Here is a 23,343-nt window from a genome sequence, read left to right as displayed (position 1 = left end):
TCGCCGCGCCGAACACCGCCTCGATGTCGCGATCCTCTGCGACACGATGCCACGCCCTGCCGTCGTAGGGATGCGTCCGCAAACAGTTTCGGCCGGGTCCGGGGTGGCGCTGAGGGCATGTGCGGCGCGCGCCGGCTCACGCCGGTCCGTATCTGCTGCTCAGAGCATTCGTTGAGCCGGATGGCCGTGACCGGTGGGGAACCAACCTGGCCGCCGGTTGCCGGTGCCCCGGTCGTGCAGCGCGTAGTGCTCCGTCAGGGGCTGGCGGGTGGAAGCCGCCCGTCGGATAACGAACGGGAGAACCGATGAGCGTGATGACCGCGGGCCGCCGGGTACTGATCACCGGCGGGACCGGATCCTTTGGACAGACCATGGCTCGGCGCCTGCTCGACCGCGATGTCGCCGAGGTGCGGATCCTCAGCCGGGACGAGGCCAAGCAGGAAGCCATGCGGCGTTCCCTCGGCGACGATCGGGTGCGCTATCACGTCGGCGACGTCCGCGACGTCGACACCGTGCTGCGGGCCACTCGGGGGGTCGACTACGTCTTCCACGCAGCGGCACTCAAGCAGGTGCCGTCCTGCGAATTTTTCCCCCTCGAAGCGGTACGCACCAACATCCTCGGCAGCGGCAACGTGGTCGAGGCTGCCGCCCACAACGGCGTCAGCTCGGTGGTCGTGCTCAGCACCGACAAGGCCGTCTACCCGGTGAACGCGATGGGCATGAGCAAGGCGCTCATGGAAAAGGTCGCCCAGGCGTACGCCCGGAACAACCCCAACAGCGCCACCACCGTCTCCTGCGTCCGGTACGGCAACGTGATGTACTCGCGCGGCTCAGTGATCCCGCTCTTCATCGAGCAGATCAAGGCGGGCCGTACGCCCACCGTCACCGAACCCACCATGACCCGCTTCCTGATGTCGCTGGCCGACTCGGTCGAACTGGTCGAGCACGCCTTCCATAACGCCCGCCCCGGCGACGTGTTCATTCGCAAGGCCGCCGCCTGCACGATCAGCGACCTGGCCGAGGCGGTCTGCCAGCTCTTCGAGGTGCCGTTCAAGCTGGACATCATTGGCGTGCGGCACAGCGAGAAGTGGCACGAGACCCTCGCGAGCCGGGAAGAACTGGCCCAGGCCGACGACTTCGGTGACTTCTTCCGGGTGCCGCTGGACGCGCGGGACCTCAACTACGCGTTGTACGTCTCCGAGGGTGAGCTGGGCGAGAGGCCCCGCGAGGACTTCAACTCGGCCAATGCCACCCGGCTCGGCGTACCCGAGATCGTGGAACTGCTCAAGACGCTGCCGGAGATCCGGGCGGAGCTGGCGCTGCGCGATCCGGCGCTGGCGTGCTGAGCCTCGCCGTCACCGGCGCCGGCGGCTTCCTCGGCTGGCACCTGCGGGTCCTGCTGCGGGCGCTCGGCTGGCCTGAGCCGACAGTGCTGACCCGCGCCGACCTCGCCGCCCCGGCCGTGGTCGCCCGCAAGATCGCCGGAGTGGACCGGGTGCTGCACCTGGCCGGGGTCAACCGGGGTGAACCCGCCGACGTGGCCGCCGGCAACGTCCAGCTCGCCGCCCAGCTCGCCAGCGGCCTGCGTGCCTGCTCGGACCCGCCCATCGGTGTGGTCTTCGCCAACTCGGTGCAGGCCGGCAACGGCACCCCGTACGGCGACGCCAAGGCCGCCGCCGCCAGCATCCTCGCCGACACCGGCGTGCCGCTGGACGACCTGCTGCTGCCCAACCTGTACGGCGAGCACGGCCGGCCCTGGTACAACTCGGCGGTCGCCACCTTCTGCCGGGTGCTCGCCGAGGGCGGTCAGCCGGAGGTGCACGCCGACCGTGAGATGGACCTGGTGCACGTCACCGACGCGGCGGCCCGGCTGGCCGGCGTCGCGGCGGGAGGCTCCTGGGACCCGGCGATGCCGGCGCTGCGGATCGGGGTCCGCGACCTCGCCGACCAGCTCGGCTCATACGCCGGCGTCTACCGCACCGGTGAGATCCCCCCGTTGCACAACCGGCACGAAGTACGGCTGTTCAACACGTACCGGTCGCACTGCTTCCCGGCGCACTACCCGCTCGCCCTGCCCACCAGGGCCGACGCCCGGGGTGCGCTGGTCGAGACGGTGAAAACGCACGGTGGAGCGGGGCAGACGTTCTGCTCCACCACCCGACCCGGCATCACTCGGGGCGAGCACTTCCACCTGGCCAAGGTGGAGCGGTTCGTGGTGCTGCGTGGCACGGCCGAGATCAGCCTGCGCCGGATCGGCGACACCGAGGTCATCCGGTTTCGGGTGAGCGGTGATGAACCGGTCGTGATCGACATGCCGACCATGTGGGCGCACAACATCACCAACACCGGCCAGGACGAGCTGCTCACTCTCTTCTGGACCAATGAGCTGTTCGACTCGGAGCGGCCCGACACGTGGCCGGAGTCGGTCGGTGACGAGCACCGAGTGCCGGCCGGCGTCCGGTGATCGACCTGCGGAGGAAGAACATATGACCCGGGTTATGACCGTCGTCGGCACCCGTCCTGAAATCATCCGGCTGTCCCGGGTGCTCAGCCGGCTCGACGAAACCGTCGACCACGTGCTGGTGCACACCGGGCAAAATTGGGACACCACCCTCTCCGACGTGTTCTTCACCGAACTGCGCCTTCGGGAGCCCGACCGGTTCCTGCGCGTCGACACGTCGTCGTTGGGTCGGGTGCTCGGCGGGGTCCTCGTCGGCATGGAGGCGGCGATCGCCGAGGTGCGGCCGGACGCGCTGCTCGTACTCGGCGACACCAACAGCTGCATAGCCGCGCTGATGGCCCGCCGGATGCGGGTGCCGGTCTACCACATGGAGGCCGGCAACCGCTGCTTCGACCTGAACGTGCCGGAGGAGACGAACCGGCGGCTGGTCGACCACGTTGCCGACTTCAACCTGGTCTACACCGAACACGCCCGGCGCAACCTGCTCGCCGAGGGCCTGCACCCGCGAAGGATCCTGCACACCGGCTCACCGATGCGCGAGGTGCTGGAGCACTACCAGGCAGCGATCGGCAAGTCGACCATCCTGCGTCAGCTGGAACTGGACCGGGGCGGATACTTCCTGGTCAGCGCGCACCGGGAGGAGAACGTCGACCGGCCCGACCGGCTCCGGCGGTTGCTCGACTGCCTGGTCGCGGTCCGTGACCGTTGGGGTCTGCCGGTGCTGGTCTCCACCCATCCACGGACCCGTAAGCGGCTGGAGGCGCTGGCAGCGGACGCCACCGCGATGGACGGCATCGCCTTCCACGAGCCGTTCGGCCTGCTCGACTACGTGCACCTGGAGACCATGGCGTACTGCACGCTGTCGGACAGCGGGACGATCAGCGAGGAGGCTGCCATCCTCGGCTTCCCGGCGGTGACGCTGCGTGAGTCGATCGAACGCCCCGAGGCGCTCGACGCGGGCGGGATCATCATGACCGGCCTCGACCCGCAGGGCGTGGTCGAGGCGGTGGCGGTGACGGTGGCGCAGGTCGCCGCGCAGGGGGTGCCGTGCCCGGTCGACTACCAGGTGCCCGACACCTCCCGGCGGGTGGTCGACTTCATCCTCTCCACCGTGCGCCGCCACCACGACTGGGCGGGCATCCGGCACTGACCCCACGGCGGGCGAGCGGTGGTCCGGCGGGACCGACCACCGGCCGCCCGGCGCCATGCTCAGCGGCGGCGGGCCGCCACGTCCTCCACGATGTCGGCCACCTCGGCCGCCGCCCGCAGGTCGTCGAAGGACGCCCGCACGTGTCGGCGGGCCAACCGGCCGCGCAGGGTGAGTGTGCCGGTGACCCAGCCCTGGTACGCCGCGTCGAGCGCGCCAAGCAGGGCCACCGGATCGGCCGGTGGCACTACCCAGCCGGAGCGTTCGGTGATCGCCTCGGGCAGACCGCCAGCGGCACTGACGATGCTCGGCACGCCCATCGAACCGGCCTCCACTGCCGATCCCGGCCCATCGCACAGTGACGGGGAGACGCTGACGTCGGCGGCGGCGTAGCAGGGCCGCACGTCCGGGACCGACTCGACCCAGGTCACCCCCGGATCGCCGGCCACGCCAAACTGATCGCTGAGCCGCCGCCGGTAGTCTTCCCCGGCAGCCGTCCAGCCGCCCCCGACCAGCAACAGATGCGCGTCCGGGTGCCGGCGGCGGAACGTCCGCCACGCGGCCAGCAGCACCTCATGCCCCTTCACGCCCCGACCCGAGCGGACCAGACGCATGGGCGGGTAGACGTGGGAGACCATCACCGCGAGGAATGCGGCCTGGTCGATCCCCAGTTCTGCGCGGAGCTTCGCCCGTTGGTCCGGGCCAGTCGCGTCCGGGCTGAACGCGTCGGTGTCCACCCCGTACACGGCGACCGGGCGTCGCTGCGGCGGGCAGCCCAGCTCCCCGTACCGGACGGAGGCATACCGGCAGCTGCAGATCACCACATCGTCCAGCCGCCACATCATCCGCTCCACTGACCGGACCAGCCGGGACTCCAGATACGCCGGGCCGGCCACCATGTGCACCCGACGCACCGGCAGACCCAGCGTGGCCAGCCGCACCGCGTACGCCGAGGCGATGAGGTGGTACTGCACCACGTCAGGGCGCAGCCGGCGCAGCAGCGCACGTAGCCGCAACAGCCCGATGGGAAGGTACCGGCCCATCGTGAAGTCGTACGGCGAGGCGAGCACCTCGATGCCCCGGCGTTCCAGTTCGTCGCTGAGCTGACCGGACCCGGGCGGCAGCACCACGGCCACCTCATGCCCCCGGTGCCGCAGCTCTTCCACCTGGGGGAGCAGCCACATTCCGCCCGCGTTGGTCTTGACCAGCACCGCGATACGTAACCGTCGCGGACTGGGCGGATGAACCGCGCCGACGGCGCTCACCGGGCCGGGAGTCCCTTGGCCGCCCGACAGTGCCCAACACGGTCGTCGAGGCCGGTGACCAGGCTCACCGAGGGCCCTCCGCGGAGCTGTGGCCGGTGCCTGCGGCGGCCAGCTCACGCGGGCCGAGATACTCGCGTGCGGTGGCCGCCCCGGGGGCGGTGATGCCATCACGGCGCAGCACGATGCGTACCGTGCGGAGCAGGATGCGCAGGTCCAGCCCGAACGAACGCTGCCGCACGTAGCACACGTCGAGGGCGAACCGTTCGTCCCAGCTCAGCGCGTTGCGCCCGTATGCCTGCTGGAGACCGGTGATGCCGGGACGCACCTCGTGGCGGCGGAATTGCTCCGGAGTGTACCGGTTCAGGTACGCCGGCAGCAGCGGGCGTGGCCCGACCAGGCTCATCTCGCCGCGCAGCACGTTCCACAGTTGAGGCAACTCGTCCAGGCTGGTCGTCCGCAGCCACCGGCCGAACGGGGTGAGCCGGGCGCCGTCGTTGGTCGGTGCGCCGTCCTCGCCGTCGATGCTCATCGAGCGGAACTTGACCAGCTCGAACAGCCGCCCGTGCCGCCCCGGTCGGGCCTGGCGGAACAGCACCGGGCGACCCATCGTGATCAGGACGGCCAATGCCACCGCGGCGAGCACCGGGGCGGTCAGCAGCAGACCGACGGCGGCCACGAGCACGTCCAGCACCCGCTTGACGGCGTCATAGGGCCGCCTCATTGGCGTCCCTCAAGGAACTCGGCGATCGCGGCGAACACGCGCTCGACCTGGTCGTCGGTGAGCGCGGAGCCGCTGGGCAGGGAGAGGCTGGTGGCGAAGAGGTGGTCGGCGGCACCCGTGAGGGCGACCTGCCGGTCCTCGTACACCGGTTGGCGGTGCATCGGCTTCCACATTGGCCGGCTCTCCACACCACGGCCGGCCAGGTGCGCGGCGAGTTCGCCGGGGTGCCAGCCGGTCCGCTCCGGCTCGACCACCACGGAGGTCAGCCAACAGTTCGAGCCGGGGTCGTCGGCGCCGAGGATCCGCGTGCCCGGCACGGTGGCGAAGAGTCGCGCGTACCGGTCCCGCAGCGCCCGTCGTCGGGCGACCATCGTGTCCAGCCTGCTGAGCTGCGCCCGGCCGAGAGCGGCCAGCAGCGTGCTGAGGCGGTAGTTGTAGCCGATGTCGCGGTGCTCGTAGTGCGGCACCGGCTCGCGGGCCTGGGTGGCCAGGTGGCGGGCCCGGGCGACGAGTGCGGCGTCGTCGGAGATCAGCATCCCGCCGGCCGAGGTGGTCATCACCTTGTTGTGGCTGAACGAGTAGATCCCGACCCGGCCGAGGGTGCCGGCGCAGCGCCCACGGTATGTGGAGCCCAACGCCTGCGCGGCGTCCTCCACCACGGGAACGCCGATGGCCGCGCAGAGCGGCAGCAGCCGGTCGTAGTCGGCGCACCGGCCGTTGATGTCGACGGCCAGCACGGCGGCGACCCGTCGGCCGGAATCGGCGAGTTGGCCGAGCAGGTCGGAGAGCAGGTCGACGTCGAGGTTGCCGGTGGAGGCGTCACAGTCCACGAAGACCGGTTCGGCGCCGGTGTAGGTGACCGCGTTGGCGGTGGCCGCGAACGTGAGCGTGGGCACCACCACCACGCTGTCCGGCCCGGCACCCACCGCGAGCAACGCCATGTGCAGCGCGGCGGTGCCGGAGGAGAGCCCCAGCGCGTACCCGACTTCGACCCGTGCGGCCATCTCTCGTTCGAACGCGCCCAGTTCCGGCCCGTCGGGGTCGAAACGACCGCTGCGGATGGCACGCAGGAGGTAAGACTCCTCCAGCTCGCCGATGTCCGGCGACGACAGGTAGACCGGGTCGGTCACGGTCGGGCCGCCGCTGCGCGGTGCCACGGACGGACGGTTGTGGATCAGGTCCACGGACGGCGCCTCCGATCGGACGTGATAAAAGACCAAAATGGTTGTAGCAGGGCCTTTAGTCGTTGACGGCTGTTTTCGCCGACTTTGCGCTAAATCGAGCCGACCGGCCCCTGGCACACGAACCGATAGCCGAGCCCGGCCGGCTAGAGTGCTGCCGGCCGCGCCCGCGTGCCACGTACAACAGGGAGAACGAGTGCTGCACCTCAGGGTGATTGCCCCGGTGGACCGGTCCTCGGAGATAGTCGACCTGCTGACCACCGAGGCAGGGGTGACCCACCTGGCCGTGCTGCCCGGTGCGGCCCGACAGCCGCAGGGCGATCTGATCCTCTGCGATGTGGTCCGCGAGAGCGCCGACGGCGTTCTGCGGAGCCTGCAGCAGCTCGGGGTGGAGGCGCGCGGCGGTATCGCCGCCGAGGACGTCGAGCTGACCATCTCCGCGTCGGCCGACCGGGCTGCGGAGAAGGCCCCCGGTAGTGGCGCCGACGCGGTGGTCTGGGACGAGATCGCGGCGAAGACCGGCGAACAGACCGAACTGTCCGGCACCTACCTGGTGTTGATCGTGGTGGCCACGATGATCGCCGGCATCGGTGTTCTGTTGGACCAGCCGATCCTCATCGTCGGCGCGATGGTCGTGGGACCGGAGTTCGGCCCGCTCGCCGCGCTCTGCGTGGCGCTGCTGCGCCGCCGGCTCGACGTGATCGGCAGGTCCGTGCAGGCCCTCACCGGCGGCTTCCTGGCGGCCATGGTGGCGACCGTGCTGAGCACCTGGGCGCTGACCGCCGCTGGCCTGGTGACCGAGGAGATGCTGCTCGCCGAGCGGCCGCTCACCGACTTCATCTGGCGGCCGGATGCGCTGTCCTGGGTGGTGGGCCTGCTTGCCGGCGTTGCCGGCATGCTCTCCCTCACGTCGAAGAAGTCGGGCAGCCTCGTTGGGGTGCTCATCTCGGTGACCACGGTCCCGGCCGCGGCGAACGTGGCCGTGGCCGCTGCCTACGGAGTGTGGGACGAGGCGGGCGGTTCGGCTCTCCAGCTCGTGATCAACCTGTCTGCGATCGTCCTCGCCGGGCTCCTCACGCTCCTGGTGCAGCAGGCCTGGTGGTGGAACCTGGCTCGCCGGACCCGTCGTCGAGCAGCCGGGTGAGCAGCGTCCGCAACGGGATGGACTCGCCGTCGCGGCCACCGGCCCCGACCACCAACGGCGCCGGGCTGGGCTCCGGGTCAGCGCCGAACAGCCGGGCCCGCAGACCGCCCGGCACGGTCAGCAGGTGGAACCGGCCGGCCACGTCCACCGCCCGGGTTTCGGCCCGGTCGACGTACCAGCCGGTCAGCCTGGTCCGGTAGCGCCCGCGCCCGTCGTAACCCCGGGCGACCAGCCGGGTGGTGCGCAGCCCCCGCCGGGTCGCCTCGGCCACGAACCAGGCCACCAGCTTCGCCGCCTCGGCCTGCTCGGCGGCCCGCCGCCGCGCGTCCGCGTCGGCGTGCGCCCGCACCGCCTGCCGCTGCTGATCCCGCCACGTCCGGCCGTCCGGCTCACTCACGACGCCGACGGTACGCGACGGGGCTCACTCGAGTACGGCCCGCAGGGTGCGTCGGGCGATCGCGGCCATCACCAGGTTGGTCTCGACGTAGTAGGGCAGCGCGTTGATCGCCTGTTGCAGCGCCCATCCGCGTCCGCGCTCCCACGTCGCACCGTCCACGCCGAGCGCCCGCCGGTACGTCTCCCGTGACCCGGCGTCGAACAGGTTCCACGCCGGCATCAGGTCCACCGCCGGGTCACCCACGCCGACCGCGCCCAGGTCGATGACGGCGGCCAGCCGGCCGTCGCGGACCAGCAGGTTGCCCGGCATCAGGTCGGCGTGGATCCACACGTCGGCGGGATCGTCCCGGCCCGCCTCCCGGCACCGGTCCCACACCTCGGCGAGCGCGGCGGTGTCGGTGAGCCCGCCGCTGACCGCGAGCGCGGCCCGCACGTCGGTGTCCTCGGCGGCCAGCGGCCCGCCCCGTCCGTTCCCGGACCAGGCCCGGCCGCCGGTGTCGATGGCGTGCAGGGCCGTCACCACGTCGGCCAGATCCCGCGCGAACACGTCGAGGTCGCCGATCCGGCCGAGCTGGGCCGTCTCCCCCGGAATGAACTGGTACGCCGTCCACGGCCCGGGGTACCCGTCACCCGGCTCACCGAGGCCGAGCGGTTCGGGCACCTCGACCGGCAGGTGCTCGCCGAGCAGCACTGCGTTCTCCTGCTCGCGCCGCAACTCGGCGTGCAGCTCGGGATCGGTCGAGGGGAGCAGCGGAAACCGCAGCACGATGTCCGGGCCGAGCCGGAACAGGGCGTTCACGGTGCCGGTCGAGGGGAGCGGCCGGACCGGCAGGCCCCGCCAGCGCGGAAACTGCTCGGCCACCAGCGCGGAAACCACGTCCACGCTCACGTCCACCTGATCGGCGTGCATCCTCACCGCGAGATCATCGCCCTGAAACCCGCGGCCACGCGAGCTGATTTTCCGAGGGCCGCGCAGGCCCCACCCGCGCCGATCTTGCACTTTCGGTCGTCGAGATAGGCAGAATGCCGGCTTATGTCGGGACAGTAAGTGCAAGATCGACGGGGAAGGGCGCGGGGTTGATGTGCTGAACGGGGTCAGGCCAGTCCGGCGCGGCGCAGGGCTTCCGCCATCGCGTCGTTGGCCGGCGCCGGTGCGCCCTGCCGCTGCTGCCCGCCGCGACCGCCGTGCCCGCCGCCACGACCGCCCTGGCCTTCGCGACCGCCCTGCCCGCCGCCGCGACCGCCCTGCCCGCCGCGACCCTGCTGCCCGCCGCCGCGACCGGCCTGGCCTTCGCGACCGCCCTGCCCGCCGCCGCGACCGCCCTGCGGCGCGCGCTGCGCCGGGCCCCGACCTTCCTGGCCGGTCCGGCTGCTACCACCACCGTCGCCGGTGGCGGGCTCGTCGTCCAGGCGCAGGGTCAACGAGATCCGCTTGCGGGGTACGTCCACGTCGAGCACCCGGACCTTGACCACGTCGCCGGACTTCACCACCTCGCGGGGGTCCTTCACGAAGGTCCGGGACATCGCCGAGACGTGCACCAGACCGTCCTGGTGCACCCCGACGTCGACAAACGCGCCGAACGCGGCCACGTTGGTGACCACGCCCTCCAGCACCATTCCCGGCGTCAGATCGCTGATCTTCTCCACCCCCTCGACGAAGGTGGCGGTGCGGAACTCGGGGCGGGGGTCCCGGCCCGGCTTCTCCAGCTCGGCGAGGATGTCGGTGACGGTGGGGAGGCCGAACCGGTCGTCGACGAAGTCGGTTGCCCGCAGTCCGCGCAGGATGCCGCTCTTGCCGATCACCGAGCGCAGGTCCTGCCCCGTGGTGGAGAGGATCCGGCGCACCACCGGGTACGCCTCGGGGTGCACGCTGGAGGAGTCCAGCGGGTCGTCGCCGTCCGGGATGCGCAGGAAGCCGGCGCACTGCTCGAACGCCTTCGGCCCGAGCCGGGCCACCTTCTTCAGCTCGGTACGTGAGCGGAACGGCCCGTTGGCGTCCCGGTGCAGCACGATGTTCTCGGCCAGGCCGGCGCCGATCCCGGAGACCCGGGTCAGCAGCGGCGCGGAGGCGGTGTTGACGTCCACGCCGACCGCGTTGACGCAGTCCTCCACAACCGCGTCCAGCGACCGGGACAGCTTCACCTCGGACAGGTCGTGCTGGTACTGACCGACGCCGATCGAGCGCGGGTCGATCTTGACCAGCTCCGCGAGGGGGTCCTGGAGGCGGCGGGCGATGGAGACCGCGCCGCGCAGCGACACGTCCATCCCGGGCAGCTCCTGCGAGGCGTACGCGGAGGCGGAGTAGACCGACGCGCCGGCCTCGGAGACCATCACCTTGGTCAGGTTGAGCTGCGGGTGCCGGGCGATCAGCTCACCGGCGAGCTTGTCGGTCTCGCGGGAGGCGGTGCCGTTGCCGATCGCGATCAGCTCCACCCCGTGCGCCCCGGCCAGCCGGGCGAGGGTCTCCACCGACGCGTCCCACTGCCGGCGCGGCTCGTGCGGGTAGATGGTGTCGGTGGCGACCACCTTGCCGGTGGCGTCCACCACGGCGACCTTCACACCGGTCCGCAGACCCGGGTCCAGGCCCATCGTGGGCCGGGTGCCGGCCGGCGCGGCGAGCAGCAGGTCCCGCAGGTTGGTGGCGAAGACCCGCACCGCCTCCTCCTCGGCGGCCTGCCACAGCCGCATCCGCAGGTCCGCGCCGAGGTGGATCAGGATCCGGGTACGCCACGCCCAGCGGACCGTGTCGGTCAGCCAGCGGTCGGCCGGGCGGCCCGCGTCGGACACCCCGAACCGGCCGGCGATGGCCGCCTCGTACCGGGTCGGGCCGGTCGGTACGGTGTCCGCCTCGCCCGCCTCCTCCGACTCCATCGTCAGGTCGAGCACGCCCTCCTTCTCGCCCCGGAACATCGCCAGGATCCGGTGCGAGGGCAACTTCGGGTACGGCTCGGAGAAGTCGAAGTAGTCGGCGAACTTGGCGCCGGCGGCCTCCTGACCCTCGCGTACCCGGGAAACCAGCCGGCCCCGCGACCACATCTGCTCGCGCAGCGTGCCGATCAGGTCGGCGTCCTCGGCGAAGATCTCGATGAGGATGGCCCGGGCGCCCTCCAGCGCGGCGGCGGCGTCGGCGACGCCCTTCTCCTCATCGACGAACCCGGCGGCGGTGGCACGCGGGTCCTGACCCGGGTCGGCCAGCAGCGTCTCGGCCAACGGCGCCAACCCGGCCTCGCGGGCGATCTGCGCCCGGGTCCGCCGCTTCGGCTTGTACGGGAGGTAGATGTCCTCCAGCCGGGACTTCGAGTCGGCGGCCATGATCTGCGCCTCGAGGGCCTCGTCGAGCTTGCCCTGGCTGCGGATGGACTCCAGCACCGCGGCCCGCCGCTCGTCCAGCTCGCGCAGGTAACGCAGCCGCTCCTCCAGGGTGCGCAGCTGGGTGTCGTCGAGCAGGCCGGTGGCCTCCTTGCGGTAGCGGGCGATGAACGGCACTGTGGCGCCGCCGTCGAGCAGCTCCACGGCCGCCCGCACCTGACGCTCGGCCACGCCGAGCTCGTCGGCGATCCGCTGATGAACAGACTGGGTCACGATCTCGATCCGCCTTCGACTCGATCCGCCTTCACAGAGCGGGTACGCCTGCATTCTGCCGGGCGGGTCGGGGCGCTGTCGCCGCGCCCGGCCGGGGCGGGGGACCGAACCCCCGCGCCCGGCCGGGGTGACCGGCGGCGGTCCGGTCGGGCCTGCGCTAGCGTGGCGATCATGGAATCTGCTGCGGATCCGCGCGCCCGGCGGCTCTTCGGCGGCAGCGCTCGAGCCCTCGGCGACCTCACGGCCAACCCGTTCCGCGCCGACCGGGACCGGATCGTCGGCTCGCCGTTCTTCGCCCGCCTCGGCGGTGTCACCCAGGTGATCAGCCCGGTCGGCTCCGGGCTGCTGGTGCACAACCGGCTCACCCACAGCCTCAAGGTCGCCCAGGTGGCCCGGGCGGTTGCCGAACGGCTGAGCGGCGACGAGCGCTGGCGTGACCTGCTCGACAAGCTCGGTGGCTGCGACCCCGACGTGGTGGAGGCGGCGGCCCTCGCCCACGACCTCGGGCACCCACCGTTCGGGCACCTGGGGGAGCGGGTGCTGGACCGGCTGGCCCGCCAGCGCCTCGGCCTCTCCGACGGTTTCGAGGGCAACGCGCAGTCGTACCGGATCGTCACCAGCACCGAGATCCGCGGCGCGGCCACCACCGGGTTGGACCTGACCGCGGCGGTCCGCGCGGCGATGCTGAAGTACCCGTGGACCCGCCTGGACCACCCCGACCCGCACCCCCGCACGATGGACCCGCCGCCGCGCGGCGCCACCCCGCCGCCGGACGACCCGGAGAGCGGCTCGTCGAAGTTCGGCGCCTACCGGACCGAGCTGGACGACCTGCGGCAGGCCCGGGCGCCGTTCGCCGGTCGCATCCCGGACTGGCAGCAGACAGTGGAGGCGTCGGTGATGGACACCGCCGACGACATCGCGTACGCCATCCACGACGTGGAGGACTTCTACCGGGTCGGGGTGCTCCAGCAGGGTTCGGTCTCCGCGGAGTTGATGGCCTGGCAGCGCGAAAGCGGGCAGCTGCGGGCGATCACCGACGCGGCGCTCGCCACGGCGGCCCGGCGACCCGGGGCGGCGATCGAGCGGCTGCGCCGGCAACTGCACCGCAAGGACGCCTGGATCGCCGACGACGACGCGTTCGCCGCCGCCGTCGAGCACGTCCGCGAGGAGTTGGTGGACGGGCTGCTCGCGATGCCGTTCGACGGCTCCATCGAGGCCGAGCAGTACGTGGCGCGGTTCTCCGCCCGCTGGTCCACCCGCTTCGTCGAGGCGATCACTGTCACCGAACAGCCGTCGGTGCGCTCCGGGCACGTGCTGCTGGGCTGCGCGCAGTGGCACGAGGTGCAGGTGCTCAAGTTCGTCCACCACCGGTTCGTGCTGGCCCGCCCGGACCTCGCCCTGCACCAGCGCGGCCAGGCCCGGCTGCTGGGCACCCTGGTCGAGGCGCTCTGGGAGTGGCTGCTTGACCCGGAGGAGGAGTCCCGGCTGCCCCGGCGGCTGCACGACCTGGTCGAGTTGGCCGAGGCGGAGCTGCACCCGCGTACCCCGGACCGGATCGGTCGCGCCCGGGGCCGAGCCATCGTGGACTTCGTCGCGCAGCTCACCGACGGTCAGGCGGTGGCCATGCTGGACGCGCTCTCCGGCCGGTCCGGCGCGCTCTGGACCGACGCGTTCGTGCTCTGACCCGACGTCGGGCGGTGCCTGCGTTGGCCTGGCTCAGGCGACCGACTGCCACCAGCCGTCGACGGCGGGCGGCTCGTCGACGACGACCCGCTCGCCCGGCCGGGGCACGGCGAGCCGCACGTCGCGGGCCTTCGCCTCGGCCCACAGCCGGTCGACCGGCTCGGACCAGTCGTGCAGGGCCAGGTTGAACGTCGCCCAGTGCACCGGCACGAACAGCCCGCCGCGCAGGTCGAGGTGGGCGTCGACCGCCTCCTCCGGGAACATGTGGATCGTCGGCCAGGCCCTGTCGTACGCGCCGATCTGCATCAGCGTCACGTCGAACGGCCCGTGCTCGGCGCCGATCCCGGCGTACCCGTCGAAGTACCCGGAGTCGCCGGTGTAGAAGACCTTGCGGCGCGCCCCGGCCACCACCCACGAACTCCAGAGCGTGCCGTCGCGGCGTAGCCCGCGTCCGGAGAAGTGCTGGGCGGCGGTGGCGGTGATCTCCAGCCCGGCGACCTGGTGCGACTCGGACCAGTCCAGCTCGATGATCCGCTCGGCGGGTACGCCCCAGCGGTCCAGGTGCGCGCCCACGCCGAGCGGCACCAGGAACGGCGCGGACTGCCCGGCGAGCAGCGCTCGCACGGTGGCCATGTCGAGGTGGTCGTAGTGGTCGTGCGAGATCAGGATGGCGTCCAGCGGGGGCAGCTCGTCGATGCCCACCGGTGGCTCGTGCAGCCGGCGCGGGCCGACCAGACCCGACGGGGAGCACCTGTCGCTCCACACCGGGTCGAGCAGCACCCGCCGGCCCTCGATCTCGATCAACGTCGAGGCGTGGCCGTACCAGACGATGTTGAGCTCGTCGGCGGTGTCGGCGGCGTCCGGCCCGCCGGCGCTCGGGCGCAGCAGCGGCACCGGCGCGGTCGGACGCCGCTTCTGCTTGCCGAAGATCAGCTCGCGGACCAGGTTGCGCCCCGGTTCGGCGATCATCGTGCGGGTGCCGGCCCGGTTGTGGAAGGTGCCCTCGCGGAACTGCGGCGAGCGGGCCGCCCGTTCCGCCCGCGCCCCGCTGAGGCGGCCACCCAGCGCCGCCGGGACATCCCGGGCGACCCAGGCCAGGCCGGCGAGCGCGGCCAGGCCAGCGGCGCCCCGCATCCGTCGCCCGAGCGACCGTTCGACGTCCGTGTTCTGCGCTCGTGCCATTGCCGTCCCTCCGACGTGTCCGCCCTACACGGTAGTCACCCGGACCGACCCGTGCCTCGGTGGTCGGCACGCCGGGTCGGTCGCCGACAGCGGCGACCGACCCGGGACGGACCTACGGGGTGCCCTAGCCGCCGTTGCTGGGGCGTCGGGCGGTGATCCGGAACGTCTTGCCGACGCCCGCGATCCGGTCAACCGCGGCCAGGAACTTGGGGCCCATGGCGGCCCGGGCCTGCACCGCCGGGTGGGTCGCGCCGAAGTCCTCCGGGTTGGCCTGCCCGTCGGCGAAGAGTGCGTAGGTGAGCACCGCCGCGCCGGAGCGGTCGAAGATCACACCCGCCTCGTGCCGGGCGTCGGCGAACCAACCGGCCTTGGTGGCGATCCGGGCCCGCTCGTCCGAGGACATGGTGCGCCGGATGCCGTCGGTGAAGGCCACCGGGGAGCGCAGGATGCCCAACAGGTACGTCGTCGAGGCGGGGGAGAGCAGCGTGCCGGCGACCAGGGCGCGCAGCAGGTCGTGCGTCTCCCGGGGGGTGCTGGTGCCGAGGAAGAACCGGTTCGGGTTGGCCACCGGCTGGACCTGGGTGTTCGGGAAACCCTTGGCGACCAGGATGGAGTTGATCTCGGCGGCCGGAGCGACCAGCCCGCACAACCGCACCGCCGTGTCGTCCGAGACGGTCAGCAGGTTGGCCAGCACGTGCCCGATGGTCACCAGGCTCGGGTACGCGCCGTCCAGGCTGAAGATGCCGTCACCACCCGGTACGACGATCGCCGCGCTCACCTCGACCTGCTGGTCCAGGGTGAGCAGCCCACGGTCGACCTTGTCGAGCACCGCCGTGGCGACGGCGATCTTGTTGACGCTGTACGCCTCGATCCGCCGGTCCGCGTCAGCCTCCACAGCGACCACCGGCGCGCCGGCCGGGTCGGCGACACTGACGTACGCCTGCCAGTTGCCGCCGGCCTCGGCGCTGTGCTTGGTGAAGACGGAGGCGACCCGACGGGCGGCCCGAGCGGGGGTGGTCGGCGACGCCTCGGTGACGTCGGCGGCGCTCGCCGGGGCGGCGGCACCCAGCACCGTGCCGGCGGTGGCCACAGTGCCCAAGCCGAGCGCCGTTCTGCGGTTCAGTCGCATGGTCAATCGTCTCCCCGATCGTGGTGTGCCAGAGCGCTTGCTGGCCCACCACCCTAGGCGAGTTGATCGACGCACGAGGCCCCCGAACATGTCCCGAACGAGTCCGAACAGGTCAACCGAACCGCCGGCGCAGTGCGGCGCCCACCGCAGTGACCGGCCCGAACACGAGTTGCCGCAGGTCGGGCAGATGACCGCCGCGGACCGCCTCGCCGGAGGGGTTGGGAGCGAAGACCGAGCCGTCGTGCGCGGCGACGGACCGTCCACTCAGGCCCGCCGCCCGCATCAACGGGCCGACGAGGACGTCGTAGACCCCCGGCAGGACGATGAAGCCAGCCCGCAGCACCACGTTGAGCCGGCCCACGGACACCTCCCGGCGAGGCCGGTCCACACAGTCCACGATGGCCCGCGCCACCCGCTGCGGGCCGGCGACCGGCGGCGGAGGTCGCCCGATCCAGCCCAGATAGTTGGCCGCCTGCTGGTACACCGGAGTGTCCACACTGCCCGGATTGACCAGACACAGCCGGATCCTCGGGCTGTCCCGCAACTCCTGCTGCACCGTCCGGACCAGGCCCTGCAACCCCCACTTGCTCGCCACGTACGCGCTCATGTACGGCGCGGTGATGTGCCCGAGCACCGAACCGGTGAGGATCACCGTGCCGGCCCCGGCGGCCCGGAAGTGCCGCAGCGCCACCCGCACCGAACCGGCCGCGCCGAGCAGGTCGGTGCGCACCACCTGGTCGAAGACCCGCTCCGGCAACTCGTCGAAGCGTCCGTAGGCCATCACCGCCGCCGTGTGCACCCACACGTCGATACGACCGAAGCGGTCCAACGCCGCACCCGCGAGCGCGTCCAGCGCGTCCGGCTCGGTCACGTCGGTCGGCACGGTCAGCACGTCGACGTCGGCGCACTCAGCGCGTACCTCGGCCAGGGTCGTGGTGGCGCGAGCCGCGAGGACCAAACGGTCACCGCGCTCGGCGAACGCCCGGGCCGTCGCCCGGCCGATCCCGCTGCTCGCGCCAACGATCACGACCACCCGGCTCACGGCACCGGCTGCATTCGTGACTGCGGGGCTCGCAACCCCGGCTCACTCCTCGCACTCATGGTTGGAGCACGACCTTGATGCAGCCGTCCTCCTTCTTCTGGAACATCTCGTACGCCTGCGGCGCCCGCGCCAGCGGCAACCGGTGGGTACGCAGGTCCTCCACGCCCAGCGGGTCGTCGTCGCCGGAGAGCAGCGGCAGGATTTCGTCGGTCCAGCGGCGCACGTGACACTGCCCCATCCGCAGCTGGATGCCCCGGTCGAACATCTCCATCAGCGGCATCGGGTCCGCCTCGCCGCCGTACACCCCGGAGAGCGACACGGTGCCGCCGCGGCGAACCGCCTTGAGCGCGGCGTGCAGGACGGACAGCCGGTCCACACCCGCCCGGTCGGTCATCGTCTGGGCCAGCTTGTCCGGCAACAGCCCGGCTGCGGTCTGCGCCAACTTCCCCGCCGGCGAACCGTGCGCCTCCATCCCGACCGCGTCGATCACCGCGTCCGGGCCGCGGCCGTCGACCAGGTCGATCAGCGCGCCCGGCACGTCGGACAGTTCGCTGACGTCGAGCACCTCAATGCCGTGCCGGCGGGCCAACTCCAGCCGCTCGGGAACCAGGTCCAGCCCGATCACCCGGCCCGCGCCGAGGTGGCGGCCGATCCGCGCGCAGAACTGCCCGACCGGACCCAACCCGAAGACGGCCAGGGTGCCGCCCGGCGGGGTGTCCGCGTACTTCACCGCCTGCCACGCGGTGGGCAGAATGTCGGACAGGTAGAGGTAGCGCTCGTCGGCGCCGGTCTGCGGGATCTTGATCGGCCCGAAGTGGGCCTGCGGTACGCGCAGGTACTCGGCCTGCCCGCCCGGCACCGAACCGTAGAGCGAGGTGTAGCCGAACAGGGACGCGCCCTTGCCCTCGCTGGTGACCTGGGTGGTCTCGCACTGGGCGTAGAGCTGGCGCGAGCACATCCAGCAACTGCCGCAGGCGATGTTGAACGGCACCACCACCCGGTCGCCCGGCTTGAGCCCGGTCACCTCCGACCCGACCTCCTCGACGATGCCCATCGGCTCGTGCCCCAGGACGTCACCCGGCTTCAGGTACGGCCCGAGCACCTCGTACAGGTGCAGGTCGGAACCGCAGATCGCGGTCGAGGTGATCTTCACGATCGCGTCGGTCGGCTCCTCGATCCGGGGGTCCGGGACCTCTTCGACCCGTACGTCCCGTTTGCCCTGCCAGGTCAAGGCCTTCATGTCCATCGTCTCCTCTCGCCGTCTCCGGAGACTGCTACCCGGGCGCGGGCACTTGAACCGGCTGGGCGGCAGGACCGTCTCGGGCCGGTCGGGTGGTCGCGGTCGGGGCTGGGGGCGACCGTCTCCGGCTTCGAGCGGTCAGGCTTGATCCCTACGCCGGGAACCGTCGCCCCCAGCCCATGGGCGGCCGCCGCCCGTACGCCTCCTGCGCCGGCCCGTGAACTGCGGCCGGCGGGTGGTCGCTGCCCGTGCGCTTCCTGCGCCGGCCGGTGAGCCCGGTGCCCCGTGCGCCGCGCGCCGATGTGACCGCCTTGCCCACTTATGTCGTGTTGGTTCGGGTTCGCTGCGGCGAGGTTGAGTTGATCAACTCGCGTTTCCTGAAGTCGCGGTATCCGAGGCGCGGTGACAGGCCGACTTCGCGGAACCCGAGTGGATCATGCATTGGGCTGGGTGGGCTGCATCTGCGCCGCCTCGGCGTCGCGCGCATCGTTGGGCGCCGCTCCCGACGCTCTATGACCCATGCCACATGCGATCCCCGTCAGCAATCGGGGCGCTGTCCCGCTCAACTCACGAGAGCACGCCAAAGGACAGGAGCAACACATGAAGCACCGCATCGTCGTTCTCGGCGCCGGCTATGCCGGGACCCACGTGGCCGGGAACTTGGCCCGCCGGCTGTCCCCTGTGGACATCGAGATCACCGTGGTCAACGTTGAGCCGGACTTCGTCGAGCGTCTGCGGCTGCACCAGCTCGCCACCGGCCAGAAGATCGCGGCTCCGAAGCTCGCCGACGTCTTCGGGGGCACGGGGATACGGCTGCGCCTGGCCCGTGTCAGCGCCGTGGACCCCGAGCGCCAGGTCGTCGCCGTGGCCGACGCCGATGCTGGCGGCGAGATCGGCTACGACACGCTTGTCTACGCGCTCGGCAGCCACGGCAACGACTGTGGCGTCCCCGGCGTGGCCGAGTACGCCTTCGACATCGCCGCCCGGCCCTCGGCGCTGCGCCTGCGCGAGCGCCTGGACAGCCTGGGCAGGCGCAGCGAATGCGGGAGGGTGCTGGTCGTCGGCGACGGGTTGACCGGCATCGAGACCGCCACCGAGATCGCCGAATCCCGGCCCGGCCTGTCGGTGGCGCTGGTCGCCCGCGGCGAACTGGGTGCCCGGCTCTCCGCCGGAGCCCGCAGCCACCTGCGCCAGGCCTGCGACCGGCTGGGCATCACCGTCCTGGAGCACACCAGCGTCGAAGCCGTCGAAGCGACGCGGGTGCTGTGCGCCGACGGCACCGTCCTGGCGTCAGACGCGACCGTGTGGACGGCCGGGTTCGCGGTCAGCCCCATCGCCGCCGCCAGCGGGCTGGAGGTCACCGGGAACGGTCAGATCGTCGTCGACCGCACCATGCGGTCGGTCTCGCACCCGAACGTCTACGCCGCCGGCGACAGCGCCTACGCCATCGGTGACAACGGGCAGCCGCTGCCGATGTCCTGCGCTTCGGCCGGCTACACCGGCATGCAGGCGATCGAGGCGATCGTGGGACGCCTGACCGGCCACAAGATTGCGAACACCAAGCTGGGCTACCCGGGTAACCACATCAGCCTTGGGCGGCGGGACGGGATCCTGCAGATGGTCGACGACGAAGCGCAAGCAAAGCCGAGGTATGTGGGCGGCCGGAAGGCCGCACGGGTCAAGGCGGGCATCCTCAAGACCTCGCTGTGGGCCGTCTCGCACCCGACCTTCGGCCTGCCCAAGCGCAGGCACCGCCTGGCCGCGGTGCCGGATGCGTCCCGCCGGACAGACGGTCGCGTAGTCGCCTAGGTTGGTCCGCGTGGACAGCATCGCCAATGATCGCTTCGACGCCAGCCGGTTCGAGGCCAGCCGAAACCGGCTGGTCTCGCTGGCGTACCGGCTTCTGGGCTCCGCCGCCGACGCCGAAGACGCCGTGCAGGATGCGTTCCTGCACTGGCAGGCCGCCGACCGGCAGCGGATCATGGTGCCGGAGGCATGGCTGACCAAGGTCGTCACCAACCTGTGCCTCGACCGGCTCCGCTCGGCCCAGGTCCGCCGCGAACGCACCGTCGGCGCCTGGCTGCCCGAACCGCTCCTCGACGGTGACCCGATGCTCGGCCCAGCCGACACGTTCGAGCAGCGCGAATCGGTCTCCCTGGCTGTGTTGACGCTCATGGAGCGCCTGTCACCCGTTGAGCGGGCCGTCTACGTCCTGCGCGAGGCGTTCTCCTACAGCCACTCCGAGGTCGCCGAGATCCTCGACATCACCGAGTCCGCAAGCCAACAGCACCTGCACCGGGCCCGGCGCCACATCACCACCGCCCGCCGCCGCAGCGGTGAGGTCGACCCGGCATCTGCCCGCAGGATCGTCGAGGAATTCCTCGCCGCTGCCTCCTCGGGCCGCACCGAACGGCTGGTGGCGCTACTCGCCGACGACGCGACCGCGATCTCCGACGGCGCCGGCCTGACCGAGACGCTGCTGCGGTACGACACTCCGCAGCGCATCGCCGCCGTCGTACGGGCCGGCTTCAAACCCACACCCGCGAAGCGGCGACTTGCCGGCGGTACGCCCGCCATCCACTACGCGCTCGTCAACCGCGCCCCCGCCATCCTCTTCGTGCTCGGCGACCAGGTCGTCGGCGCCGTGACGCTCGACATCACCAACGGCAAGATCGCAACTGTGCGTGGCATCGCCGCCCCTATCCGCCTTGCCCGCCTCACCGAAGCCTGGCGGCAGCACGAACCGGACACGCCGCTCATCGCCCAGTGGTGACGAGGTCCTGGGACGGAACCTGCGCTGCCACGGGCTGACGGACGCCGAGGTGCGGAAGGGGATGAGCCGGCCTCCCGCAAGCTCACCGGCCGGCCGTCTTCCTCGTCACCGTGACAGCCGCTCTGGTCGTCGATCTCGCGTACCACAGCGCATGACGTACCGGCCGCTGCTTGCCGAACGTCCGGCGCGAACCGGGTGAGTGACCGGTCTCACGCGCTGTTACGCCAACCCCCCAGGCGGTGTCTTGTGGCCGAACACCGCGAACGAGGGAGACACCATGAGGGAGAACATCAACGTGGTCGTGGTCGGCGGCGGATATGCCGGCGTCATGGCGGCCAACCGCCTCAGCCAGCGCGACAACGTGACCGTTACGCTGGTCAACCCGCGGCCGAGCTTCGTTCACCGCATTCGCCTGCACCAGCTCGTCGGCGGAACCGGCGACGCGGTCGTCGGCTACCGGGAGGTCCTGGCCGACCGCGTCCGGCTGGTGGTCGACACCGCGACCCGGATCGACGCGGCCGAGCGCACCGTTTCGTTGGCGAACGAAAGCACGGTGGGCTACGACTACCTCATCTACGCGGTGGGCAGCGGCAGCGCCGTCCCGAGTGTGCCCGGAGCATCCGAGTACGCCCACAACATGGCCAGCCTGGAGGAGGCACAGCAACTGCGGGCGGTGCTCGACGCCACACCGACGACGGACGTGGTGACGGTGGTCGGAGGGGGCGCGACAGGCATCGAGGTCGCCGCCGAGTTGGCGGCCGAGGGCCGCACCGTGACCCTTGCGTGTGGCAAGGTGCTCCACCCGTATCTGCACCCGAGGATTCGCCGCACGTTCGCCAAGCGGCTGGCCAAGCTCGGGGTGACCATCATCGACGGTCCTGGTGCGAAGGTCACCGCGGTGAGCCGCGACGCCGTCCTGCTCGGGGACGGCCGCGAGCTGCGCAGCACGGTGACCGTCTGGACGGCCGGGTTCAGCGTCCCCGACCTGGCTGCCCGCAGCGGGCTCACGACCGACGCGGCCGGACGTCTCCTGACCGACGAGACGCTTACCAGCATCGACGACGACCGCATCGTCGCCGCTGGGGACTCGGCCGCACCGTCGGACATGCCGCTACGGATGAGCTGCCAGTCGGCCAATCCACTCGGCGCCCATGCGGCCGACACCGTGCTCGCTCGGATCGCGGGCGGACAGCCCGCGACCATCGCCATCGGCTTCTTCGGGCAGTGCGTCAGCCTGGGCCGCGGCGCCGCCACCGTACAGATCGCCTCGAAGAACGACGTTGCCAAGGGTTTCGCTGTCGGCGGCCTCCTCGGCGCGAAGATCAAGAGCAGCAGTTTCCCCGGCCTGATCGAGCACCTGGCGCATGAGGCGCACAAGCCCGGCTCCTACACCTGGAAGTTCCGCGATGACACCCGTCATCAGCGGCTCCAGGCGCTCGCCGCCCGCTGAACCGACCAGGAAATGGAAGGTATTGCAGTGAATACGCCGCCAGCCGACCCTGCCACTGAAACCTTCGTGGCCCACCGGAACCTGCTGTTCACCGTCGCCTACGAGATGCTCGGATCGGCGGCCGACGCCGAAGACGTCCTTCAGGAGACCTGGCTGCGCTGGGTCAAAGTGGACCTGGCGCGGGTGAACGACCAGCGGGCCTACCTGGTCCGGGTCACCACCCGGCAGTCGCTCAACCGGCTGCGTACGATGCAGCGTCGCAAGGAGGCGTACGTCGGCTCCTGGCTGCCGGAGCCGCTGCTCACCGCACCGGACGTGGCTGACGACGTCGAGCTCGCGGAGAACATGTCGATGGCGCTCATGCTCGTCCTCGAAACGTTGGCACCGACCGAACGTGCCGTGTTCGTCCTACGTGAAGTCTTCGACGTCAGTTACGACGAGATCGCGGCAGCCCTCGACAAGAGCCCTTCGGCGGTCCGCCAGATCGCATACCGCGCCCGCCAGCACGTCGACGCCCGCCGCCCACGCCAGGTGGTTCCTGCGAGTTTGACCCGGGCGGCACTGGACTCGCTGCGGCACGCGATCGAAACCGGGGACCTGCGAGGCCTGCTCGACGTGCTCGCCCCAGACGTGGTCCTGGTGGCCGACGGCGGTGGCATCAAACAGGCTGCGTTGCGGCCGGTCATCGGCGCCGACAAGGTGGCCCGCATGTTCGTCACCGGCATCGCCAAGGTGGACAGCATCCTCACCGCCGAGCCCACCGTGGTCAACGGCAACCCATCACTCGTGCTGCGCCTGGACGGCCAGCTCGACGGCATCCTCGCCGTCCGCGTCGAGGACGCCGGCATCACCGGTCTCTACTACGTCCGCAATCCGGAAAAGCTCACCCGCGTCGAGTCTGCAACCCCGCTCACCCTGCGATGAACACCGCCCGATTCGGAGGAGGA

At 71.5% G+C, this 23,343-nt stretch carries 19 protein-coding genes; 9 read left to right on the top strand and 10 right to left on the bottom strand.

Annotation, left to right across the window (positions count from 1 at the left end; all coding sequences use genetic code 11):
• Positions 1-305: 305 nt before the first annotated feature.
• From OH804_RS17585 to wecB, 3 genes are read left to right on the top strand one after another with little or no spacing between them, the layout of a single operon-like run.
• Positions 306-1,346 carry a polysaccharide biosynthesis protein gene (locus OH804_RS17585; protein WP_269215308.1) on the top strand — a complete coding sequence of 347 codons (1,041 nt, stop codon included), beginning with the start codon at positions 306-308 and terminating at the stop codon, positions 1,344-1,346.
• On the top strand, positions 1,340-2,464 hold the full coding sequence (locus OH804_RS17580) for an NAD-dependent epimerase/dehydratase family protein (RefSeq protein WP_196922100.1): 1,125 nt from the start codon (positions 1,340-1,342) through the stop codon (positions 2,462-2,464). Before OH804_RS17585 ends, OH804_RS17580 begins: the two co-directional genes overlap by 7 nt.
• Positions 2,465-2,486: 22 nt before the next feature.
• Positions 2,487-3,611 carry a non-hydrolyzing UDP-N-acetylglucosamine 2-epimerase gene (gene wecB / locus OH804_RS17575; protein WP_196922101.1) on the top strand — a complete coding sequence of 375 codons (1,125 nt, stop codon included), beginning with the start codon at positions 2,487-2,489 and terminating at the stop codon, positions 3,609-3,611.
• A gap of 59 nt (positions 3,612-3,670) precedes the next feature.
• Here the strand turns inward: wecB and OH804_RS17570 are convergent, their stop codons facing one another.
• From OH804_RS17570 to OH804_RS17560, 3 genes are all read right to left on the bottom strand, one after another.
• The gene (locus tag OH804_RS17570) at positions 3,671-4,819 is read right to left on the bottom strand and encodes a glycosyltransferase (protein ID WP_406058172.1); all 1,149 of its coding nucleotides are present in this window, start codon (positions 4,817-4,819) and stop codon (positions 3,671-3,673) included.
• A 118-nt stretch (positions 4,820-4,937) separates the two neighbouring features.
• Positions 4,938-5,594: a sugar transferase gene (locus OH804_RS17565; protein WP_196922102.1), complete on the bottom strand. Its 657-nt coding sequence runs from the start codon at positions 5,592-5,594 to the stop codon at positions 4,938-4,940.
• Positions 5,591-6,751: a DegT/DnrJ/EryC1/StrS family aminotransferase gene (locus OH804_RS17560; RefSeq protein WP_307788643.1), complete on the bottom strand. Its 1,161-nt coding sequence runs from the start codon at positions 6,749-6,751 to the stop codon at positions 5,591-5,593. The genes OH804_RS17565 and OH804_RS17560 overlap by 4 nt, the downstream gene beginning before the upstream one ends.
• Positions 6,752-6,971: 220 nt before the next feature.
• Here OH804_RS17560 and OH804_RS17555 point away from each other — a divergent pair, with 220 nt between their 5' ends.
• Positions 6,972-7,919 (top strand): DUF389 domain-containing protein, encoded by a 948-nt coding sequence (locus OH804_RS17555; protein ID WP_406058170.1) that lies wholly within the window; start codon positions 6,972-6,974, stop codon positions 7,917-7,919.
• Here the strand turns inward: OH804_RS17555 and OH804_RS17550 are convergent.
• From OH804_RS17550 to OH804_RS17540, 3 genes are all read right to left on the bottom strand, one after another.
• The gene (locus OH804_RS17550) at positions 7,849-8,316 is read right to left on the bottom strand and encodes a hypothetical protein (protein ID WP_406058168.1); all 468 of its coding nucleotides are present in this window, start codon (positions 8,314-8,316) and stop codon (positions 7,849-7,851) included. The two genes, OH804_RS17555 and OH804_RS17550, sit on opposite strands and share 71 nt — an antisense overlap.
• Positions 8,317-8,340: 24 nt before the next feature.
• The gene (locus OH804_RS17545) at positions 8,341-9,225 is read right to left on the bottom strand and encodes an aminoglycoside phosphotransferase family protein (protein ID WP_406066573.1); all 885 of its coding nucleotides are present in this window, start codon (positions 9,223-9,225) and stop codon (positions 8,341-8,343) included.
• 185 nt (positions 9,226-9,410) lie between these two features.
• A complete protein-coding gene (locus OH804_RS17540) occupies positions 9,411-11,897 on the bottom strand; it encodes a Tex family protein (protein ID WP_406058166.1) in 2,487 nt (828 codons plus the stop codon).
• Positions 11,898-12,068: 171 nt separating this feature from the next.
• On the opposite strand from OH804_RS17540, the gene OH804_RS17535 reads away from it, so the two are divergent.
• Complete coding sequence (locus tag OH804_RS17535; RefSeq protein WP_196922107.1) at positions 12,069-13,580, top strand: deoxyguanosinetriphosphate triphosphohydrolase family protein; 1,512 nt, start codon at positions 12,069-12,071, stop codon at positions 13,578-13,580.
• Between the two features lie 33 nt (positions 13,581-13,613).
• Here OH804_RS17535 and OH804_RS17530 read toward each other — a convergent pair whose 3' ends face one another.
• The 4 genes from OH804_RS17530 to OH804_RS17515 all read right to left on the bottom strand — a co-directional run bounded on the left by OH804_RS17530 (position 13,614) and on the right by OH804_RS17515 (position 18,173).
• Entirely contained in the window at positions 13,614-14,762 is a 1,149-nt protein-coding gene (locus tag OH804_RS17530; RefSeq protein WP_406058164.1) for an MBL fold metallo-hydrolase, read from the bottom strand.
• Positions 14,763-14,886: 124 nt separating this feature from the next.
• Positions 14,887-15,891 carry a serine hydrolase gene (locus tag OH804_RS17525; protein WP_406058162.1) on the bottom strand — a complete coding sequence of 335 codons (1,005 nt, stop codon included), beginning with the start codon at positions 15,889-15,891 and terminating at the stop codon, positions 14,887-14,889.
• A gap of 112 nt (positions 15,892-16,003) precedes the next feature.
• Positions 16,004-16,933: an SDR family NAD(P)-dependent oxidoreductase gene (locus tag OH804_RS17520; RefSeq protein WP_406058160.1), complete on the bottom strand. Its 930-nt coding sequence runs from the start codon at positions 16,931-16,933 to the stop codon at positions 16,004-16,006.
• Positions 16,934-16,988: 55 nt separating this feature from the next.
• Positions 16,989-18,173: a zinc-dependent alcohol dehydrogenase gene (locus OH804_RS17515; RefSeq protein ID WP_196922111.1), complete on the bottom strand. Its 1,185-nt coding sequence runs from the start codon at positions 18,171-18,173 to the stop codon at positions 16,989-16,991.
• Positions 18,174-18,773: 600 nt separating this feature from the next.
• On the opposite strand from OH804_RS17515, the gene OH804_RS17510 reads away from it, so the two are divergent.
• From OH804_RS17510 to OH804_RS17495, 4 genes are all read left to right on the top strand, one after another.
• Positions 18,774-19,982, top strand: coding sequence for an NAD(P)/FAD-dependent oxidoreductase (locus tag OH804_RS17510; protein WP_406058158.1), 1,209 nt, complete (start codon positions 18,774-18,776; stop codon positions 19,980-19,982).
• Positions 19,983-19,992: 10 nt separating this feature from the next.
• A complete protein-coding gene (locus tag OH804_RS17505) occupies positions 19,993-20,946 on the top strand; it encodes a sigma-70 family RNA polymerase sigma factor (RefSeq protein WP_196922113.1) in 954 nt (317 codons plus the stop codon).
• Between the two features lie 277 nt (positions 20,947-21,223).
• Entirely contained in the window at positions 21,224-22,396 is a 1,173-nt protein-coding gene (locus OH804_RS17500; protein ID WP_196922114.1) for an NAD(P)/FAD-dependent oxidoreductase, read from the top strand.
• 27 nt (positions 22,397-22,423) lie between these two features.
• Entirely contained in the window at positions 22,424-23,320 is an 897-nt protein-coding gene (locus OH804_RS17495; protein WP_307788645.1) for an RNA polymerase sigma-70 factor, read from the top strand.
• Positions 23,321-23,343: the final 23 nt, after the last annotated feature.

Source organism: Micromonospora sp. NBC_00860 (assembly GCF_045207375.1).
In the GTDB taxonomy this organism is placed as follows: Bacteria; Actinomycetota; Actinomycetes; order Mycobacteriales; family Micromonosporaceae; genus Micromonospora; species Micromonospora vinacea.
This window is presented reverse-complemented; position numbering and strand designations above follow the sequence as displayed.